Below are 17,267 nucleotides of genomic sequence, written 5' to 3'. Positions count from 1 at the left end.
TTTTGAACATTCCGATAGGTCGCTAACGATTAAAATTCTTCAGGCGGGGCTTACCTCATACCCCTCCTCCTGAATGGCCTTGAGCACGGCATCGACCGGCAATGCGCTCTGGACCTGAACGGTCTTGGCGCTCAGGTCGACTTGCACGTCGGCCGCCGGATCCTTGGCCTGGACAGCCTGGGTGATCGCCTTGACGCAGTGACCACAGGACATTCCCTGAACATTGAAAGTTTGCATGAGATGACTCCTTTGGATGACGTTGCCAATAGCTTCAAGCTTGCCATCATGGCAAGGTCAAGTTCTGGCGAAAACTGCCGGGCTGGCAATCGGCACCGCGCTCAGCCAAGCTGCACATATCAAGGATTTCACACCGGAGGTTCAGCCATGCGCTGGTCAGCGTTCAGCCTGTTTTGCATGCTCGGTTTTTCAGCGGTAGCCCCCCAGGCATCGGCCACTGGCGAAGATTACGGCGTGCTGATCATTTCCCGCGAGCGCCTGGAAGTGGCGACTTCCTGCGAAATCGGCATTTACATTCAGGATCAGCTCTCGGCCCGGCTGTTCCAGGAGCAAAGCACCTCGTTCAACTTGCCACCGGGTCAATTCTCCTTGCGTCTGAAGTTGCTGCCGGGCCAGGTACCGGGTTGCAACCCGGGCATGCTCGCGCCCGGGTCGCAGGAGATCACGGTCAGGGCCGGCGATATCCTCAAGTTCCGCATCGCCCTGAACGGGCAAGGCATGTACCTCAAGTCAACCGGGCTCGGTTACTGAAACGCCAGCTCCGCATTAGAGATGTGTGCGAGCTTTTCGATTGGCGCTTGACCTTGCCAGCATGGCAAGGTTGATCCTGTAGTCATTCACTACAGGGAGCCTGACCGATGTCTGAATCCACCACGTTCGATCTACCCATTGCCGGCATGACCTGCGCCAGCTGCACCGGGCGGGTCGAGCGGGCCTTGAGTAAAGTTGCCGGCGCCAGCGCCGTCAGCGTCAACCTGGCGACCGAACAGGCGCGGGTCCAGGCGCCCGAGGGCAGCCTGCCAGCCTTGAGGCAGGCCGTCGAACAGGCCGGTTACAGCGTCCCTGCTCAAACCCTGGAGTTGAACATTGAGGGCATGACCTGCGCCTCCTGCGTCGGCCGAGTGGAACGGGCCTTAAGCAAAATCGCCGGCGTGAGCAACGTCAGCGTCAACCTCGCCAACGAGCGAGCCCACCTTGAATTGCTCGGCCAGGTTGATCCGCAGCGCCTGATCGATGCGGTCAAGCACGCCGGGTATGACGCCAGCGTCTGGCAGGCCGAGCAGCCCCGAGACGGGCAGGCCAACCGTTTGAACCGTGAGCGCCTGGCCCTGGTGCTGGCGATTCTGCTGGCCGTGCCGTTGGTCCTGCCGATGGTGCTGCAACCATTTGGCGTGTACTGGATGCTGCCGGCCTGGGTGCAGTTCGCCCTGGCGACGCCGGTGCAATTCATCTTCGGCGCGCGTTTTTATGTCGCCGCCTTCAAAGCCGTGCGCGCCGGGGCCGGGAATATGGACCTGTTGGTGGCCTTGGGCACCAGCGCCGGCTACGGCTTGAGCCTGTATGAGTGGATCATCGCCGGTCCTGGCAGCATGCCGCACCTGTATTTCGAGGCCTCGGCCGTGGTGATTGCCCTGGTCTTGCTGGGCAAATACCTGGAAAGCCGCGCCAAACGCCAGACCGCCAGCGCCATTCGCGCCCTCGAAGCATTGCGGCCAGAGCGGGCGATCCAGGTGATCGATGGCCAGGAACGGGACGTGGCGATCAGCGCCTTGCGCTTGAATGACCTGGTTTTGGTCAAGCCCGGCGAGCGCTTCCCGGTGGACGGTGAAGTGCTGGAAGGCCAGAGCCATGCTGACGAAGCGTTGATCAGCGGCGAGAGCCTGCCGGTGCCCAAACAACCTGGCGACAAGGTTACCGGTGGTGCCATCAATGGCGAAGGCCGGCTGCTGGTGCGCACCCAGGCCTTGGGCACGGAAACCGTCCTGGCGCGCATCATTCGCCTGGTGGAAGACGCCCAGGCGGCCAAGGCCCCGATTCAGAAACTGGTGGATAAAGTCAGCCAGGTCTTCGTGCCGGTGGTATTGGTGCTGGCCCTGGCGACGCTGATCGGCTGGTGGCTGTACGGTGCGCCGCTGGAAACCGCGCTGATCAACGCCGTCGCCGTGCTGGTGATTGCCTGCCCCTGCGCCCTGGGTCTGGCAACACCCACGGCGATCATGGCCGGCACGGGCGTGGCCGCGCGCCACGGCATTCTGATCAAGGACGCCGAGGCCCTGGAGCGCGCCCATGAAGTCGATACCGTGGTGTTCGACAAGACTGGCACCCTGACCTCCGGCACACCGCGCATCGCCCACTTGAGCGCTCTTGACGGTGATGAAGACACGCTGCTGAAAATGGCCGGGGCGCTGCAACGCGGCAGCGAACACCCTCTCGCCAAAGCGGTACTGGACGCTTGCACCGAACGCAGCCTGGACGTGCCGGATGTCAGCGACAGCCAGTCCCTGGCCGGGCGCGGCATTGCCGGCAGCCTCGACGGTCGCCGCTTGGCCCTGGGCAATCGGCGCCTGTTGGAAGAATTGGGCCTGAGCCCTGCATCGCTGGCCGAGTCGGCACAGGCGTGGGAGGCTGAAGGCCGGACCCTGTCCTGGCTGATCGAACAAACCGCAACGCCGCGGGTACTGGGCCTGTTCGCCTTCGGTGACACGCTCAAGCCCGGCGCCCTCGCGGCCGTACAGGCGTTGAATGAACGCCACATCGCCAGCCACTTGCTCACTGGCGACAACCATGGCAGCGCCAAGGTGGTGGCCCAGGCACTGGGGATCACCCAGGTCCATGCCGAAGTATTGCCGGCGGACAAGTCCGCTATCGTCCAACAATTGAAGAGCCATTCGGTGGTGGCGATGGTCGGCGACGGCATCAACGATGCGCCGGCCCTCGCTGCGGCCGACATCGGCATCGCCATGGGCGGCGGCACTGACGTGGCGATGCACGCCGCCGGTATCACCCTGATGCGCGGTGATCCTCGGCTGGTGCCGGCGGCCCTGGACATCAGCCGCAAGACCTACGCCAAGATCCGCCAGAACCTGTTCTGGGCGTTCGTCTATAACCTGATCGGCATTCCCCTGGCGGCATTCGGCTTACTCAACCCAGTGCTGGCTGGCGCGGCCATGGCGTTGTCGAGCGTCAGCGTGGTGAGCAATGCGTTACTGTTGAAATTCTGGACACCCAAGCACCTGGAGGACAAGCGATGAACATCGGCCAAGCGGCCCGCCAGAGCGGCCTGAGCGCGAAGATGATCCGCTATTACGAATCCATCGGCCTGCTCAAGGCAGCCCATCGCACCGACAGCGGCTACCGGATCTACGGCGCCGAGGACCTGCACACCCTGGCCTTTATCAAGCGCTCCCGGGACCTTGGGTTTTCCCTGGAAGAGGTCGGCAAACTGCTGACCCTCTGGCAGGACCGCCAACGGGCCAGCGCCGACGTCAAGGCCCTGGCCAGGCAGCACATCGATGAACTGAACCAGAAGATCCGCGAACTGGCCGAACTGCGCGACACGCTCCAGGACCTGGTGGAACACTGCCATGGTGACCACCGCCCGGATTGTCCGATCCTCAAGGAACTGGCGTCGGGGTGTTGCCAGGAAACCGCGCCCGCCTGACAGCCCCTGGAACACTCAACCCCCTTGTGGGAGCGAGCTTGCTCACGATGACGGCAGTCCATTCAACATCGATGCAGGCTGATCCACCGCTATCGCGAGCAAGCTCGCTCCCACAATGGATCTGCGGTGAGGCTGAGTTTTTTGGCAGCCATAAAAAAACCCGGCCTTGGCCGGGTTTGTGGTCAACCGATCACTGCATCCAGGGCGGAGGCGGTTCTTCGGTTTTGCCGGGTGGGGCGTCGTCGGCGGCGCGCACGGCTTGGCGACGTTCCTCGTCCAGGCGGGCGGCCTCGATCTCGCGCATGATCCCACCGACATCCGCCAGTTCTTCCGGCTCGTCGAACTCGCCAGTCAACACGCTGGCCGGGTGCAAGGTACCGGCTTCGTACAACGCCCACATCTCCTTCGCGTACTTGGTACGCTTGAGCTCCGGCGCAAACCGGCCGAAGTAGGAGGCCATGTTGCCCACGTCCCGCTCCAGCATGCTGAAGGCGTGGTTATTACCCGCAGCATCCACGGCTTGCGGCAGATCGATGATCACCGGGCCGGTCGGCGTGAGCAGTACGTTGAACTCCGACAGGTCACCGTGCACCAGGCCGGTACACAGCATCAGCACGATCTGGGAAATCAGGAACGCGTGGTATTCACGGGCCTGGTCCGGCTCCAGCACCACATCGTTCAGACGCGGCGCCGCATCGCCGTACTCGTCGGCCACCAGTTCCATCAGCAGCACGCCTTCAAGGAAGTCGTACGGCTTGGGCACGCGCACACCGGCGCTTGCCAAGCGGAACAGCGCCGCCACTTCGGCATTCTGCCAGGCGTCTTCGGTTTCCTTGCGACCAAACTTGGAGCCTTTGGCCATGGCACGAGCCTGACGGCTATTGCGGACCTTGCGGCCTTCCTGATACTCGGCCGCCTGACGAAAACTTCGCTTGTTCGCCTCCTTGTAGACCTTGGCGCAACGTAGCTCGTTGCCGCAGCGCACCACATAAACAGCTGCTTCTTTACCACTCATGAGTGGGCGCAGCACCTCGTCGACCAGACCGTCCTCGATCAGGGGTTCAATGCGTTTTGGAGTCTTCATCAGCTTTTATTGTGGGTCCTTTATTACCAAACACGCGAATGACAGTCGTTATACGGCAATCCTTGCTCCACGGGGAGGGGTTGCCGACCTATGAACCAGCGATGCACACAATGTGCCGGATCGGATCGACCGAGCCGAATCATAGCCGAGACAGGGTGTGGCATTGGCAACTGAATGCGAAGGTATTTGCGACAAGAGCTGACAGTCATGTCGGCTGCACGGTTTCAGGACTTGAACAACTCCCCCGGGGTAAACCCGAACATCCCCTTGAACGCCGCGATAAAAGCGGACGTTGAATCGTACCCACAGGACAGCGCCGCGCTGGTCACGCTATCGCCCTTCTCCAGCGACCCCAGGGACGACAATAAGCGCATGCGCTGGCGCCAGGCGCGAAAGCTCAGGCCGGTCTCTCGCTGGAACAGGCGCATCAGGGTCTTTTCCGATGTGCCCAAGCGTTCGGCCCAGGCGTGCAGGGTGACGTTCTGCTCCGGCTGTTCGATCAGTTCGTTGCACAGCCCCAGCAGGCGAGTATGTCGAGGCAGCGGCAGGGAAAAACCCACTTCCGGCAGGGTTGCCAGTTGGTCGAGCAATACCTGCACCAAGCGTTCTTCCCGGCTATCGTCCTGCGGATAATCGGCCGGCAGCTGACAAAAAACCTTGATCAACTCCCGAGCCAGGGGGGTGACTTCCAATACCCTGCAACGCTCATCCGCCCATGGACAGGCTTGGCGATGGACATACAGGCTGCGCATTTCCGCCCGGGTCGAGGTGACGACATGATGTTCCAGGTCGGCAGGGATCCAGATGCCCCGTTGTGGCGGGGCGAAGAAGCTGCCTGCGGCGGTGTGCACGCCGAGAACGCCACTGATGGCGTAGGAAAACTGCACCCAATCATGACGGTGGGCCTGGGTCCAGGAACCGGCGCTCAAGCTTTCGACACGGGCATACAGCGGCCTAGGCAACTCCGTCAGGTCGGGGATGCGTCTTTCCAACTGCTGGTGTCCGTTAGTCGGCATTGATTGGCCTTATGTCGCAAGACGGTTGTAGAGGCCGACGTTAGGCTAAGTCGACTTTTCTTACAACTTGCGGTGCCCTATGCATATCTTCCGACACCTCAAACGCATGGTGACCGACTGGTTCCTCTGCGGCATGTTGATCGCCACGTTGCTGGCGTACTTCTTTCCAACCTTTGGTGCCAGCGGCGGCGCCATGCACGCTGAATGGGTAGTCAATATCGGCATCTTCGTGGTGTTCTTCCTGCACGGGGTCAACCTGTCCGGCGAGCAGATCCGCCACGGTCTGAAAAACACCCGTCTGCACCTGATGGTGCAGGGCTTTACCTTTGGTGTGTTTCCGTTGCTCTGGCTGCTCAGTAACTGGCTATTGGGCAGTCACGTACCGTCGCTGCTGATGCTGGGGTTCTTTTACCTGTGCGCCCTGCCCTCGACCATTTCCTCCTCGGTGGCCCTGACCGGCAGCGCCGGCGGCAATGTACCGGCAGCGATTCTCAACGCGAGCCTGTCCAGCGTGCTGGGGGTGGTCCTGACGCCGTTGCTGGTCAGTTTCGTGGTCGGCAGCGGTGCCGGCGGCATCGACTTGGGTTCGACCTTGCTCGACCTGTGCATGATGTTGTTGCTGCCGCTGGTGCTGGGGCAGTTCCTGCGGCGTTGGCTGGCCGGTTTTTTCGGTCGGTACAAACGCTATACCAGCGTCATCGACAAACTGGTGATCCTGCTGCTGGTCTATGCGGCATTCTGCAATTCGATGGTGTCGGGGATCTGGCAACAGCAGGGCCACGGCGTGTTGCTCAGCGCGGTGATCGGCAGCGCCGTGCTGCTGGCAATCATTTTGTGGATGACCACCCGCACCGCCCGGACCCTGCGGTTCAGCAACGCCGATGAAATCGCGGCGGTGTTCTGTGCCAGCAAGAAGTCCCTCGCCGCCGGGGTACCGATGGCGGCGTTGATTTTCGGCAACAACCCTGGCTTGGGCCTGATCCTGTTGCCGATCATGATTTATCACCCGATGCAGTTGATCGTCTGCTCGATCCTGGCCGAGCGCTACGCCAGCCGACAGCGGGAACTGGCGTCCCAACAGAACGGCGCGATCCTCAGCGCTCGATAATCGCCGTCACGCCCTGGCCGGCGGCGGCGCAAATGGAGATCAGCCCTCGTCCGCGCCCCGCCGCATCCAGCAACTTGGCCAGGTTGGCGACAATTCGCCCGCCCGTGGCGGCAAACGGGTGCCCGGCGGCCAGGGAACTGCCCTTCACGTTCAACCGGCTGCGGTCTATGGCCCCCAGCGGCGCGGCGAGGCCCAGGCGGGTCTTGCAATAATCGGGGTCTTCCCAAGCCTTCAACGTGCATAGCACTTGGGCGGCGAACGCTTCGTGGATCTCGTAGTAATCGAAGTCCTGCAACGTCAGGCCGTTGCGCGCCAGCAGTCGCGGCACTGCGTAGACCGGCGCCATCAGCAGCCCTTCGGCGCCGTGGACGAAATCCACCGCGGCCGTTTCGCCGTCGCGCAGGTACGCCAGGATCGGCAGGCCACGGGCCTGGGCCCACTCTTCGCTGCCCAGCAACACCAACGAGGCGCCATCGGTCAGTGGCGTGGAGTTGCCCGCTGTCATCGTGCCCTTGGCGCTTTTTTCGAAGGCCGGCTTGAGGGAAGCGAGCTTTTCCAGGGTCAGGTCCGGGCGCAGGTTGTTGTCCCGGGTCAGGCCGAGAAACGGCGTCATCAGATCGTTCTGCCAGCCTTCGGCGTAGGACGCAGCCAATTTCTGATGGCTTTCCAAGGCCAACTGATCTTGTTCCTCCCGGGGAATCTGCCAGGTTTGCGCCATCAATTCGCAGTGTTGCCCCATGTTCAGGCCGGTACGCGGTTCGTTGATACGCGGCAGGTCAGGAACCAGGTGCTGAGGGCGCAGTTGCAGGAAGGTCTTGATCTTGTCGGCAGTGGTCTTGGCGCGATTGGCTTGCAGCAGAATCCTGCGCAGCCCTTCATTGACCGCAATCGGTGCGTCCGAGGTGGTGTCGACCCCACCAGCAATGCCGCTGTCGATCTGGCCCAGGGCGATCTTGTTGGCGACCAGCAGCACCGTCTCCAACCCCGTGCCACAGGCCTGCTGTACGTCATAGGCCGGCGTCATCGGTGACAGCCGCGAACCGAGCACACATTCGCGGGTCATGTTCATATCCCGGGAGTGCTTGAGCACCGCACCGGCGGCGACCTCGCCGATGTGCAGGCCATGCAGGTTGTAGCGCTCGATCAGCCCCTCGAGGGCGGCAGTCAGCATCGCCTGGTTGCTGGCGGTGGCATAGGGCCCGTTGGAGCGGGCGAAGGGAATGCGGTTACCACCGATGATCGCGACGCGGCGTAGCTGTGTCATGAAGAACTCCCCGTGTAGGTCTGAATGTGCCCATCACCTTATGAAACTCAACCGAATCACCCATGGGAGTCGAGCTTGCTCGCGATAAACGATGACGCCATCGCCCTGGAAAAACCGAGGCGTCTGCATCGCGAGCAAGCTTGCTACCACAGGAATTCGGGGCTCTGGAAAGAGCGCTCCAGCTCAAGCTTAGGCTTTATCTCGCCGATAGAACGACTGATTGCCAATCATGGTCCACACTTTGAACCTCATCAGCCGGAGTGTGTTCCATGTCAGACCGTTATATCGACTTCGCCAATTCGGCCATTGGCCTGCGTCTGGTCGGAGCCCTGGGCCTGCCCTCACCGGTACGTCTGGAGCGCTGGCAGGCCGGGCGGCTGCGGCCGATCGAGGGGGCATTGCTGCTGGGCGGCGGGCCGTTGACCGAGCAGGTCGGCACATTCGCCAAGCGCCTGACCGACGCCATTTTCGTCTACGGCGGCGAGCCGACTCTGGCCACCGAATGGATCCCCGGCCACGGCCCGAAAATCAAGGCCGTGGTGTACGACGCCAGCCATTTGGTGCAGGTCGATCAGCTCAAGCAGCTGCGAGAGTTCTTTCAACCCCTGATGAAAAACCTCGACCGCAGCGCCCATGTCGTCATCCTTGGTCGTGCGCCGGAAAGCCTGGGCGATCCATTCGCCGCCAGTGCCCAGCGGGCGCTGGAGGGTTTCAGCCGTTCCCTGGCCAAAGAATTGCGCCACGGCGGGACGCTGCAACTGCTGTATGTCGGTGACGGCGCCGAAACGCAGTTGGAAGGCGCACTGCGGTTTTTCCTGTCGCCCAAAAGTGCCTTCGTTTCCGGGCAGGTCATTCGCCTCAACGCCTGCGACACCCAGGTCCAGGACTGGACCCGGCCGCTCACCGGGCTCAAGGCACTGGTCACCGGTGCCGCCCGGGGGATCGGCGCAGCCATCGCCGAAACCCTGGCCCGGGACGGCGCCGACGTGATCCTGCTGGACGTTCCCCAGGCCAAAGCCGACCTCGACGCCCTGGCGGCACGCTTGAGCGGGCGCAGCGTGACGCTGGACATCTGCGCCGAAGAGGCGGCCACACAGTTGATCGAGCACCTGCCCGACGGCGTCGACATCGTGGTGCACAACGCCGGCATCACTCGGGACAAGACCCTCGCCAACATGACCCCGGAGTTTTGGGACGCGGTGCTGGCGGTCAACCTCAACGCGCCTCAGGTCCTGACCAAGGCCCTGCTTGACAGCGGCACCCTGCGGGACAATGGCCGTGTCGTGTTGCTGGCGTCCATCAGTGGCATCGCCGGCAACCGCGGGCAAACCAACTATGCCGCGAGCAAGGCCGGGCTGATCGGCCTGGCCCAGGCCTGGGCACCGGCGTTACAGGCGCGCGGAATCAGTATCAACGCCGTGGCACCGGGCTTCATTGAAACGCGCATGACCGCCGAAATTCCCTTCGCCCTGCGCGAAGCCGGGCGACGCATGAGTTCCTTGGGCCAGGGCGGCCTGCCTCAGGACGTCGCCGAGGCCGTGGCCTGGCTGGCGCAACCGGGCACGGGCGCGGTGACCGGGCAGGCGTTGCGGGTCTGTGGGCAAAGCCTCCTGGGAGCATGACCATGACGATCCAATGGCAAGAGGTAAGTGCCGCGCCGAGCATGTCCGGGCTGTATGCGAAAGCCGCGACACGGCGCAAGGTCACCGGCAAGACGTTGCCCGAGGAAGGGTTGCGCCAAATGCTCCAGGTCGACCCACAACGCCTGGCGGCCTATCGCAAGGTCTGCGGTTTCGCCGAGAACGGCTTGCTGCCACCGACCTATCCCCACGTACTGGCGTTCGCCCTGCAAATGCAATTGCTCACCGCGCGGGACTTTCCGTTCCCGCTGCTGGGATTGATTCACTTGAGCAATCGCATCCGCGTGCTGCGGCCCATGGGCGGCGTCAGCCAGGTGCGGGCCAGCGTCAATGTCGAGAACCTGCAAGCCCACCCCAAGGGCGCGGTGTTCGACCTTGTGACCCGCATCGATGATCAATTGGGACCACTGTGGGAAGCCACGAGCCAGATGCTCTGCAAAGGCGTGCAGTTGGATGGTGCCCTGGTGGAAGACTCGCCGCAGGAAAGCCTGCCGTTGACTGAAGTGGCACGCTGGACGGCACCGGCGGACATTGGCCGGCAGTACGCCAAGGTGTCTGGCGACTATAACCCGATCCACCTGAGCGGTCTCAGCGCCCGCCTGTTCGGCTTCCCCACCGCCATCGCCCACGGCCTGTGGAACAAGGCCAGGACCCTGGCGGCCCTGGACGACCACCTGCCCGATGCCAACATCGAGATCGAGGTGACCTTCAAGAAACCCGTGCGCCTGCCCAGTGAGGTGACGCTGTTGGCGAGTGCGGCAGGGTCCAGTGGCGATTTACGCCTGGTCGGGGCTGGGGAGTTGGAGCATATGGTGGGCGGATGGCGGCCGGTTGGCTGAGATGGGCGATGCAGCGACAGTTTCTATCGGCTACATACGGGATGAATAGGTCGGCTGCAAAGCCGCTATCGCGAGCAGGCTCGCTCCCACAGGGATGGTGGTGGATGCAATTTCCGTGAACACCCCGAAGCCCATGTGGGAGCGAGCTTGCTCGCGATAGCGGTGGGTCAGCCTGCATGGATGTTGGATAGGCTGCCGTCATCGAGAGCAAGCTCTCACAATTTTTCTCGAGCTACCGCGGAGGGTAGTTGGCCAGGATCCGCGCCACGGTCTCACGCACCGCGGTGTCGCGGTCAGTCGGGTTGGGTGAGCTGCTGAGCATTCGTTCATCGCTGCCTCGCCACACCAGCTTGCCGTCCTTGCCATCGAGCAGGTCGATCTGCACGGTGGCGACTTTGTAGCTGATGTTGCGAGTTTCGTTGTACATCGGCCCGCCCCAATAGCCATTCCAGGGGCTGCCCCAACCGCCACCGTAGTTGGTGGTCACTTGTTGCTGGCGATCCTCGACGATCAGATAAGCCTGGACCAATACGTCGCCTCGTCCGCCAGCCGCAGCCGGGCGCAGGCCGCGTTGGTCAAGTTGGTCGGTAACGGCTTGGCGGATCCGCTGTTCCGTCAGGTCGCTCTTGATCCGCGGATCATCGGGGCGGTATTGCAGCGCCGGTTCCTTCCAGCTCCAACTGCGGTAAGCGGCAAAATCGCGACTGGGGTCAAAGTCGTGGTTCACCTGGTTGGTAGCGCAGGCGCTAAGCAGTACAGCAAACGCCAGTAGAGCAAGACGGCGAAACATGGTTTTTCTCCGTTGCGTAATCAACTTGGAGGATAAGACGACAGCGCCTTTTCCACCGCTTCGCGAATGGCATCGGTGCGTTCACTCTGATTGCCGCGCTGGCTGGTCTCGGCACTGGCACTCCACACCGGCTGACCGTTGCGGGCATCGAACAGATCCACTCGCACCACCACAACCTGCTCCTGATAAGTGCGCACCACCGGCACCGTGTTGTACATGCCGTAGCCGGGACCGTAACGGTTATAGCCGCCGTAGTAACCCGCGTCGTAATCATCGCGAACCTGGCGCACGCGAGTCTCCAGGCGCAGATCGGCGCTGACGAACAGATCGGCCGGCCGGTTATCGTGCAATGGGCGCAAGCCGCGCTGGTCCAGGGCATTGCTTACCGCTTCAGCCACCTGGGCCGAGTCTGCCCAAGCAGTGCCCGGCGGTAGACGCCCGTTGAGCCAGGCCCAACTGCGATAATGCCCGTAGTCACGCGGCGGTGCCGGGTAGGCACTGCGGTCCAATACCGTGGCAGCCTCGGGCGGCGCCGGTGGCAGCGGATTAGACGTGGCGACATACGGGTTGCTGCCCTGGCAAGCCACCAGCCCCAGGCACAGCATCAACAACCCTGAACGACCTTTCATTTAGCTCTCCGATTGTTCTTTCAGATCAGAGGGGACGGCAGATCCAGTGCAGGTAGCGTCCCAGCCCGGCAAAGGCCGGATGGCGACGGTGGGCCAGCTCCATTTCCAGCAACTGCGCCAACTCGACGCGGCCCTGGAACTCCACCGGCATGTAGTCATGGAAAACCCGCACGCCACTCTGGTTTTCGACCTGCCACAGGCCTTCAAGTTGCGCCGCCAACTCCCGCGGATCAAGCGGTTGTTGCGGCGTCAGGCTCTGTTTTTCACCGGCCATGTCGTTCTTGCGCAATTTGCGGAAATGCCCCTTTAGCAGGTTGCGATAGACCAGCGCGTCGCGGTTGTAGAACGCCAGGGACAGCCAGCCACCCGGGACGGTGAGTTGATGCAGCACCGGCAGGATCGCGTGGGGCTCGGCCAGCCACTCCAACACCGCGTGACACAGCACCAGGTCATAGGGCTCGGTGAGCTGGCCAAGCAGGTCCTGCCACGGCGCCTGGATGAACGTGGCGCTCTGGCCGGCATCGGCAAACCGCTGACGAGCGCCTTCGAGCATCGGCTCGGCCGGCTCGGCCAGGGTCACCTGATGGCCGCGCTCGGCCAGCCACAACGACATGTGGCCCAGGCCGGCGCCGATGTCCAGCACCCGCAACGGACGCTGCGGCAAGGTTTCAAGCAGATCGGCCTGCAGCACCGCCAGACGAATCGCGCCCTTGGCCCCACCATAGATCTTCTCAGCAAAGCGCGTGGCGAGCTGGTCGAAATGCCGGTCGCTCATTGTCCGAACCGCCGCTCGCTGTCAGCCAGTTTGCTGCGCACCACCGCGTCCATGTCCAACCCCAGTTCACTGCACAACAGCAACAGGTACAACACGATGTCACCGACCTCCTGCCCCGCGTGGGCCAGTTTGTCTGCCGGCAGCTGGCGCGACTGATCCTCGGTCAGCCATTGGAAAATTTCCACCAGCTCGGCCATTTCCACGCTGGCGGCCATGGCGAGGTTTTTCGGGCTGTGGAATGGCCGCCAATCGTTATGGTCGCGAATGGCGTGCAGGCGTTCGGTCAGTTCAACAAGGTTCATCGGGCTCTCCTGAATGCGCATAGCTTCGGGGGGATAACGGGCGAAGGCAAGCGTCTCGGTACGAAGCAACGATTTACCCCATAATCGAACGATCGCAGCCTGCGCAGCTCCTACAATCAGAAGCCAAAGGCTCGACTTCCCCCCCTCTCATCAGGAAGCACACATGCAGGTAGAAAGTTTTTTCGAATGGCTCGGCCAGGCACTCGGTTCGGTAATCCGTTTTATCGTCGACCTGCTCAGCGGCCTGTTCAACACGCTGGCCAATGCCGGCGGCAACTTCGTCGATGGCCTGTCGCGCACCCTGGGCATGGACGCCTCAATCATCAGCATCCTCGCGCTGATCCTCGGCCTGATGCTGCTGTACTCGGCGATCCGCGCGTTCATGCGGGCGTCGATCGTCATGGGCATCATCTGGCTGGTGCTGGGGTTGTGGGTATTGAGTTGGATTATTCACTAGGGCCGAGGGCGCAGTGTGAGGGCAAAGCTCCCACAGAGTTGAGATCGTTCCCACGCTCCGCGTGGGAATACAGCCCGGGACGCTCCGCGTCCTAAAGCCGAACGCAGAGCGTCCGTAGAGGCATTCCCACGCAGGAGCGTGGGAACGATCGGTACGAGAACCCGCTACAATCGCGCTCCATCAAGGAGCCCCCATGCCCAACCTGATCACCGACTGGCGCGACCGCCTCACCCATCGCCGGGTCTGGGCGCTGGCTGCGCCGATGATTCTCTCGAACATTTCCGTGCCGCTGGTGGCATTGGTGGACAGCACCGTCATCGGCCATTTGCCCCATGCCCATCAGTTGGGCGCGGTGGCGGTCGGGGCGAGTTTGTACACGGTGTTGGCCTGGGCCATGGGTTTCTTGCGCATGGGCTCCACCGGGTTCGCCGCCCAGGCTGCCGGGCGCGGAGATGGGGCGGCGTTGCGCCAGGTGTTGCTGCAAGGCCTGTTGCTGGCGATGGGGTTGGCGGTGGTGCTCGGGGCGGTCGGCGTGCCGCTGAGTGGGCTGGCTTTGCATTTCATGCAGCCGTCCGTCGAACTCAATCAGTTGACCCAGGATTTTTTCCACACCCGGCTCTTCGGCCTGCCGGCGGCGCTGGCCAGTTATGCGCTGGTGGGCTGGTTCCTCGGCGCCCAGAATGCCCGGGCGCCGTTGGCGATCCTGCTGGTGACCAACCTGGTGAACATCGCCCTGAACCTATGGTTCGTGATTGGCCTGGAATGGGGCGTGACCGGCTCGGCCCGGGCATCGGTAGTCGCCGAATGGACGGGGGCGTTGCTCGGTCTGGTCCTGGCCCGCAACACATTACGCGCCTGGCCGGGGCAGATCGCCTGGGCCGCGTTGGGGATGTGGCAGAGCTGGCGCCCGCTGCTGGCGGTGAACCGGGACATTTTCATTCGCAGCCTGGCGCTGCAAGCGGTGTTTTTCCTGATCACGGTGCAAGGTGCCCGCCTGGGCGATGCGACTGTGGCGGCCAATGCCCTGCTGCTCAACGGCCTGCTGCTGACAGCTCATGCCTTGGACGGCCTGGCTCATGCCGTCGAAGCGCTGTGTGGCCACGCCATCGGCGCCCATGACCGACTGGCCCTGCGCCGCTCGCTGGTGGTGGCCTGCGGATGGTCATTGATCGCAAGCGTCGGCTTTGCACTGCTGTTTCTGCTCGCCGGACACCTGTTCATCGATATGCAGACCAATATTCCCGACGTACGCGACACTGCCTATCGCTATTTGCCCTACCTGGCCGCCCTGCCGCTGATCGCAGTCTGGAGCTATCTGCTTGACGGCTTGTTCATCGGCGCCACCCGCGCCCGGGAAATGCGCAACGGCATGCTGCTGACCCTGTTGCTGGTGGTGCCGTTCGCCTGGGCGCTGCAAGGGCTGGGCAATCATGGGTTGTGGATTACGTTCCTGCTGTTCATGGCATTGCGCAGCCTGACCCTTGGGGCTATCGCCTGGCACTTGCAGCGGCGCGACAGCTGGCTCGGCGCCCAGGCCCAATAACGCGTCAAGCTTGGTCGTCCTGCCACAGCCGCCGCAGTTGCTCGAGCCGCTCGCGTTGCGAGCCGCCCGTCAGCTCCGACATTGGCCTGGCGTTAGGGTATTGCAGACGCAGCCACAGCCAATCGTCGAGCACCGGGCGCTCGGTGAACCCCAGCGCCAGGCCCTGCTGCAAGTCTCCCCAGAGCAAGCGGTAGTCCCGCCCGGTGGAGCGAGACCATTGCCAGGCATGACGCTCCAGCAGGCATCGCTGCAACTGACGCTGCTGGCGGTCGCTGAGGCCGTGTTCGTTTTCCAGCGCCGCCACCGGCAGCCCAGGGTTGGACAACTGCTGCCAACCCTGGCTGCCAATCGCCCGATCCGCCCAAGAACCACCGAACCAGCGCAACAGGTTGATCGGGCCCAGCCAGCAACTGAGTTCCTGAGGGTCACAGCCGTCGAAGAAATAGCTGGCGGTGTGCGGGTTGTAGTAGTTCAACAAGGCTTTGTGATGCAGGCCCAGGGTCACCGTGAGCATACGACGCAAATGCACCAGCAATGGCGCGGCTGCCGACGCGCTTACCAATAGCAGCCCCGGCCAGGCATGTGGATCCAGATGACACAGGCTGATCAGCGCTGGCGATTGCCGTACATCCACCAGCAGCGGGCCGTGTTCCCTCAGGCCGTGCAACTCGGTGCCTTCGAACAACGCAAAGCGTCGAGTTTCTGGGAACTGCTCCTGCAGAAACCGCGTGGCCCTGGGAGCGCCCGGCACGTCGAGCAGCAGCCATTGAGGCGAGGCTCCCGGGATGGCGGCGGCGCTCATGGCGCAACGTCCGAGCCACGTCGTGTGAGCATGCGGCAGGTACATACCGCCTGAGCGCAGGGGCTGAAGCTGCCGCCGCCGGGCAACAGGCACAACAAGACCAACGGCTCGGCATTCTGGATCGCGGACAACAGCGCTGGATCGACAACAGACTGCCAGAGCGTTTCGCTCGAAGATGGCTCATCCACTGTCTCTGCCGATGCAGGCTGGTCGAGGAACGCACTGATCAATGGGCGATCAGGGTCGCCTTCGATAAAACTCACCAGCACCTCGGTGCCGTCACGAATGGTGCCGGGCCCGCCAGCGGCCAATTCGGGTGCCAATGGCAGCCAGCAATGGCTGGGACTGGCGCCCTCCCCCTGATAGACCCAGTCGAACTGCACCGCCACCCGTCCTGTCATCTGCAGCGCCGGCTCATCCACCGCGACCACCCAGCCACGTTGCCGGCTCACCATGCGCGGCTTTGCAGGGACCCTGGATGCCACGAACGGGACGCCCCAGGGGATGGCCTTGAAGTGATTGCCATACACGCCGCTCTGGCCGCGATGCTCGACCTTCGTCAACAACCAGCGCTGGTTCCAGCCTTCAAAAGGATGGGCCGTCAACAACACTACCTGACCGCAATGCAAGTGCCTCAGATCACTGCGACCCTGGGCGACCTGCTCCCCCGACACATCGGTCTGCACACTGAAAGTGCGCACCGCAGCGGCCTGCTCATCGCCCCCGTATACCGCCTCGCCGAGAGGAGGAAAACTGCCCGCACTGTCCGCGAATACCAGGCAATGCCCGTCCCCGCCCTGCTCGAAATGGAAATGGATGCCCGCCTGGGCGCACACCCGCTGAAGAAACTGCAGGTCCGACTCGCGATACTGGGTACAGAAATCCTGCGGTGGATAATCGCCACTCAAATCCAGACACAGGCTGCGACCGCTGATGCCATGGGCCTTGAGCACCTGGCGGATGATCTGCGGTACCGAGCGGGCACTGAACACCCGTTGATTGAAACGTTGCGCCAGACAAGCCAGCTTCGGCCCGATACGCACCCGGCAGCCGGCCCCATGACAGAGCTGCACGAGCTCGTGGAGCTGCCCATGGATCCCCGCGCCCGAGGCCCCGAAACTTAACCAGACGTTGCGGTACAACAGCCCCGCCAGGTCCAGGCGGGTGTCGCTGACCAGCAGCTCCACCTCATAGACGAAGGGTTCACTGATGGCTTCGCTACCCGTGAAGGCCACGACGACAAAGGGTTCGGGCAGACCGGCTATCTCCAGACGAAATGATGGCTCGCTGGCTGGATCGGACATCGGCGTTTCTCTACAGGAGGGGCGGCCAGGGATTC

At 62.9% G+C, this 17,267-nt stretch carries 18 protein-coding genes; 8 read left to right on the top strand and 10 right to left on the bottom strand.

The window, feature by feature from the left end; translation table 11 throughout:
- Positions 1 to 39: 39 nt before the first annotated feature.
- Positions 40 to 237 (bottom strand): cation transporter, encoded by a 198-nt coding sequence (locus J9870_RS03290; protein ID WP_210642688.1) that lies wholly within the window; start codon positions 235 to 237, stop codon positions 40 to 42.
- A 147-nt stretch (positions 238 to 384) separates the two neighbouring features.
- Between J9870_RS03290 and J9870_RS03285 the strand changes: the two genes are divergently transcribed.
- From J9870_RS03285 to cueR, 3 genes are all read left to right on the top strand, one after another.
- Positions 385 to 768 (top strand): hypothetical protein, encoded by a 384-nt coding sequence (locus tag J9870_RS03285; protein ID WP_210642687.1) that lies wholly within the window; start codon positions 385 to 387, stop codon positions 766 to 768.
- A 107-nt stretch (positions 769 to 875) separates the two neighbouring features.
- A complete protein-coding gene (locus J9870_RS03280; RefSeq protein ID WP_210642686.1) occupies positions 876 to 3,269 on the top strand; it encodes a heavy metal translocating P-type ATPase in 2,394 nt (797 codons plus the stop codon).
- The gene (cueR, locus tag J9870_RS03275) at positions 3,266 to 3,679 is read left to right on the top strand and encodes a Cu(I)-responsive transcriptional regulator (RefSeq protein ID WP_210642685.1); all 414 of its coding nucleotides are present in this window, start codon (positions 3,266 to 3,268) and stop codon (positions 3,677 to 3,679) included. Before J9870_RS03280 ends, cueR begins: the two co-directional genes overlap by 4 nt.
- 190 nt (positions 3,680 to 3,869) lie before the next feature.
- Here the strand turns inward: cueR and J9870_RS03270 are convergent, their stop codons facing one another.
- Positions 3,870 to 4,763 carry a PA4780 family RIO1-like protein kinase gene (locus J9870_RS03270; protein WP_072410317.1) on the bottom strand — a complete coding sequence of 298 codons (894 nt, stop codon included), beginning with the start codon at positions 4,761 to 4,763 and terminating at the stop codon, positions 3,870 to 3,872.
- A gap of 224 nt (positions 4,764 to 4,987) precedes the next feature.
- On the bottom strand, positions 4,988 to 5,779 hold the full coding sequence (locus J9870_RS03265) for a helix-turn-helix transcriptional regulator (RefSeq protein ID WP_210642684.1): 792 nt from the start codon (positions 5,777 to 5,779) through the stop codon (positions 4,988 to 4,990).
- Between the two features lie 79 nt (positions 5,780 to 5,858).
- Here J9870_RS03265 and J9870_RS03260 point away from each other — a divergent pair, with 79 nt between their 5' ends.
- Positions 5,859 to 6,887 carry a bile acid:sodium symporter family protein gene (locus tag J9870_RS03260; RefSeq protein ID WP_210642683.1) on the top strand — a complete coding sequence of 343 codons (1,029 nt, stop codon included), beginning with the start codon at positions 5,859 to 5,861 and terminating at the stop codon, positions 6,885 to 6,887.
- Here J9870_RS03260 and J9870_RS03255 read toward each other — a convergent pair.
- Complete coding sequence (locus J9870_RS03255) at positions 6,874 to 8,151, bottom strand: acetyl-CoA C-acetyltransferase (protein ID WP_210642682.1); 1,278 nt, start codon at positions 8,149 to 8,151, stop codon at positions 6,874 to 6,876. The two genes, J9870_RS03260 and J9870_RS03255, sit on opposite strands and share 14 nt — an antisense overlap.
- Positions 8,152 to 8,420: 269 nt before the next feature.
- Between J9870_RS03255 and J9870_RS03250 the strand changes: the two genes are divergently transcribed.
- Entirely contained in the window at positions 8,421 to 9,773 is a 1,353-nt protein-coding gene (locus J9870_RS03250) for a 3-oxoacyl-ACP reductase (RefSeq protein ID WP_210642681.1), read from the top strand.
- Between the two features lie 2 nt (positions 9,774 to 9,775).
- Entirely contained in the window at positions 9,776 to 10,630 is an 855-nt protein-coding gene (locus J9870_RS03245; protein ID WP_210642680.1) for a MaoC/PaaZ C-terminal domain-containing protein, read from the top strand.
- Positions 10,631 to 10,862: 232 nt separating this feature from the next.
- Here J9870_RS03245 and J9870_RS03240 read toward each other — a convergent pair whose 3' ends face one another.
- Genes J9870_RS03240 through J9870_RS03225 form a run of 4 tightly spaced genes read right to left on the bottom strand, consistent with a single transcriptional unit; the run spans position 10,863 to position 13,126 of the window.
- Positions 10,863 to 11,420 (bottom strand): DUF4136 domain-containing protein, encoded by a 558-nt coding sequence (locus tag J9870_RS03240; protein ID WP_210642679.1) that lies wholly within the window; start codon positions 11,418 to 11,420, stop codon positions 10,863 to 10,865.
- Between the two features lie 20 nt (positions 11,421 to 11,440).
- On the bottom strand, positions 11,441 to 12,049 hold the full coding sequence (locus J9870_RS03235) for a DUF4136 domain-containing protein (RefSeq protein ID WP_210642678.1): 609 nt from the start codon (positions 12,047 to 12,049) through the stop codon (positions 11,441 to 11,443).
- Between the two features lie 25 nt (positions 12,050 to 12,074).
- Entirely contained in the window at positions 12,075 to 12,824 is a 750-nt protein-coding gene (locus J9870_RS03230) for a methyltransferase (protein ID WP_210642677.1), read from the bottom strand.
- Positions 12,821 to 13,126, bottom strand: coding sequence for a MazG-like family protein (locus tag J9870_RS03225; protein ID WP_210642676.1), 306 nt, complete (start codon positions 13,124 to 13,126; stop codon positions 12,821 to 12,823). Before J9870_RS03225 ends, J9870_RS03230 begins: the two co-directional genes overlap by 4 nt.
- A 163-nt stretch (positions 13,127 to 13,289) precedes the next feature.
- Between J9870_RS03225 and J9870_RS03220 the strand changes: the two genes are divergently transcribed.
- A complete protein-coding gene (locus J9870_RS03220) occupies positions 13,290 to 13,583 on the top strand; it encodes a hypothetical protein (RefSeq protein ID WP_123345032.1) in 294 nt (97 codons plus the stop codon).
- 193 nt (positions 13,584 to 13,776) lie between these two features.
- Positions 13,777 to 15,126, top strand: coding sequence for an MATE family efflux transporter (locus tag J9870_RS03215; protein ID WP_210642675.1), 1,350 nt, complete (start codon positions 13,777 to 13,779; stop codon positions 15,124 to 15,126).
- 4 nt (positions 15,127 to 15,130) lie between these two features.
- On the opposite strand, the gene J9870_RS03210 is transcribed toward J9870_RS03215, so the two are convergent.
- Both J9870_RS03210 and J9870_RS03205 read right to left on the bottom strand, forming a co-directional pair.
- Positions 15,131 to 15,928: a DUF4123 domain-containing protein gene (locus tag J9870_RS03210; protein WP_210642674.1), complete on the bottom strand. Its 798-nt coding sequence runs from the start codon at positions 15,926 to 15,928 to the stop codon at positions 15,131 to 15,133.
- On the bottom strand, positions 15,925 to 17,232 hold the full coding sequence (locus tag J9870_RS03205; protein ID WP_210642673.1) for a contractile injection system protein, VgrG/Pvc8 family: 1,308 nt from the start codon (positions 17,230 to 17,232) through the stop codon (positions 15,925 to 15,927). Before J9870_RS03205 ends, J9870_RS03210 begins: the two co-directional genes overlap by 4 nt.
- Positions 17,233 to 17,267 lie beyond the last annotated feature (35 nt).

Source organism: Pseudomonas sp. Tri1 (assembly GCF_017968885.1).
Classification (GTDB): Bacteria; Pseudomonadota; Gammaproteobacteria; order Pseudomonadales; family Pseudomonadaceae; genus Aquipseudomonas.
Note: the sequence above shows the minus strand (reverse complement) of the source record. Positions and strands in the feature narration are given on the sequence as shown.